At 69.8% G+C, this 2,074-nt stretch carries 4 protein-coding genes; all 4 read right to left on the reverse strand.

Features of this window, described 5'->3' with window-relative positions; translation table 11 throughout:
* Positions 1-648 (reverse strand): DUF2461 domain-containing protein (locus tag GUY59_RS46810; protein ID WP_138203256.1); only part of this gene is annotated, 648 nt, incomplete at its 3' end.
* Positions 649-684: 36 nt separating this feature from the next.
* Positions 685-1,467: a polysaccharide deacetylase family protein gene (locus tag GUY59_RS46815; RefSeq protein ID WP_138203253.1), complete on the reverse strand. Its 783-nt coding sequence runs from the start codon at positions 1,465-1,467 to the stop codon at positions 685-687.
* A 31-nt stretch (positions 1,468-1,498) separates the two neighbouring features.
* Complete coding sequence (locus tag GUY59_RS46820; protein WP_138203251.1) at positions 1,499-1,804, reverse strand: hypothetical protein; 306 nt, start codon at positions 1,802-1,804, stop codon at positions 1,499-1,501.
* Between the two features lie 82 nt (positions 1,805-1,886).
* The coding region (locus GUY59_RS46825; protein ID WP_161715134.1) for a cupin domain-containing protein at positions 1,887-2,074 on the reverse strand (188 nt) is incomplete at its 5' end.

Raw genomic sequence — 2,074 nt, forward strand, 5'->3', positions numbered from 1 at the left:
GCGGGGCGGCAGTTCGCTGCCTCTCACGTGTGTGCAGAGCCACTCGACCAGGGGCCCGAAGTCGCGCCACGTGCGTGCCACCCGCTCGCGCACCTTCGGCGTGTGCACCCACGGCTCCGGCTCGAAGCGCATCCCCGCGTGCAGCGACCTGTGCCGCAGCAGGTCGCTGCGGGGATGGCCGGCGTCGAACCCGCGCGGCCTGGTCTTGAGGCGTTCGCCGTGCAGCGCGTAACCGGCCGCCTCCAGCGACCCGGTGATGGCCTCCAGCGGCTTGCCCGACAGGTCATCGTCGACGGCCGCGCGGTAGCGGGCGACCTGGTCGGGGGCCTTCGTGTAGACGCCGCCCGCGGTGAACAGCCCGGCCGCGCTCAGCTCCACGTAGAGCCCGATGCCCGGCATCAGGTCCACGAACGCGCCCTGATGAGTCTTGTACGGCGACTTGTCCTTGGCGAAGCGCACGTCGCGGTGGGGCCGGAAAAGCTGCGCCGAACCGAACTCCGCGGCCAGCTCGTCGGCGAGCGCGAGCATCGGCTCGCGTACGGCCTCCTCGTAAAGCTGTTTGTGCCGGCCGAAGTAGGTCTTCGAGTTGTCCGCCTCCAGCCCCTCGTAGAACAGGAACGCCTCGTCGGGAAAGCCCGTGAACCCCATGCGGACAAGCCTGCCACGCCGCGCGGGCGCTCCGGGTCACCGCCTCATGTACTTCCTGCCGGGGAGCGGGCTCCGGTCGCCGTACAGGTCGGAGACCGTGACGAACGTGAACCCCTTTCGCTCCAGCGCGTCGAGCAGGGCGGGCACGGCCTTGACGGTGGTGCGGTGGATGTCGTGCATCAGGATGATCGACCCTGGCCGGGCCCGCCAGGCCCTCCTGGCCACGATCTCGGGTTCGCGGTCCCGCCAGTCGAAGGTGTCGACGTTCCACAGAATCTGCGCCATGCCCGCGCGGCGGGCCTCGGCCGCGACGCGCTTGTCCGTCAGCCCGTACGGCGGCCGCATCACCCGCATCGTGACCCCGGTGAGCCGGCGCACGAGGCGGCCGGTGTGCCGCAGCTCCCGGTGGAGCTCCTTGCGCCTCAGCTCCGACAGTGCCGGATGGCTCCACGAGTGGTTGCCGAGCTCGTGCCCGTCGGCCACGATGCGCTGCAGGGTCCGCCCGCCGTCCGCGGCCACCATCTCCCCGACCACGAAGAACGTCGCCTTCGCGTCGCGCTCGCTCAGCAGGTCGAGCAGTCGTCCGGTGTGCCGGCCGGGCCCGTCGTCGAAGGTCAGGGCCACGCACTTCTCCCGCCCGCAGTCGACGTGGCGCGGCCAGCCGGGCTGCAGCCGGGCCAGCCGCCTGGCCAGGACGTCGGGATCGATCGGCGGCGGCTGCAGGGGCACGATCGGAGGCTCGGGGAGTTCGGTGCGTACCACCTGGGTGGCGAAGCTCACCAGAGCCAGCAGAGCCAGCGGCAGAGCCCACCCGCGCATGCGTCCCCCCCGAAACACCGCGTACGGGGGGCTACGGATAGTCCTGGGCCGGTTTCCCCCGCAGTTCCCTGACCAGGTCGTCCCACCAGGGTGGGATATCGGCCTGCAGTTCCTTGAAGCGACGCGCCACGCGCATGGCACATCCGGCCGGATCCGTATCCGGATGCCGACGTTTCGCCGGTCCTTCCTGCCAGTGGTAAAAGCCATCCCGATAGCGCACGACCAGGCCTATCCACACCGAGATGGTCGCATCGTCGCCCACGTCGTACGCGCTGGTGATGCCCAGACCGTGGAGCTCCGCCTGGAGTTTCTCCGTCGCCGCTCGGGCCTCACTCACCCGCCACCCCCTGCCGACGTTCCGTACACACCAGTGATGTACCCAGACAACGGGTGTCAGCCGCCCATAAGGGACTTCTCCGTCATTGGTCGGGTGTCTCGCGGGGTTCGGCGACCACCATGACGAATCTGAGCTGCTCCTTGCCGTTGTTCGCGTAGCGATGGGGCCGGTCGGCGGTGAAGAGCACCGCGTCGTCCTTGCCGATGGTGTGGCTCCTGCCGTAGACGCTGATCGTCAGCTCGCCGTCGAGCACGGTGAGCATCTCACGGG

This window comes from Nonomuraea sp. K271, from assembly GCF_009908215.1.
GTDB classification, from domain to species: Bacteria; Actinomycetota; Actinomycetes; order Streptosporangiales; family Streptosporangiaceae; genus Nonomuraea; species Nonomuraea longispora.

Bases quoted from the DNA above. Each gene is read 5' to 3' on its own strand.
- GUY59_RS46815 (WP_138203253.1), bottom strand. From the start codon at position 1,467: ATGCGCGGGTGGGCTCTGCCGCTGGCTCTGCTGGCTCTGGTGAGCTTC.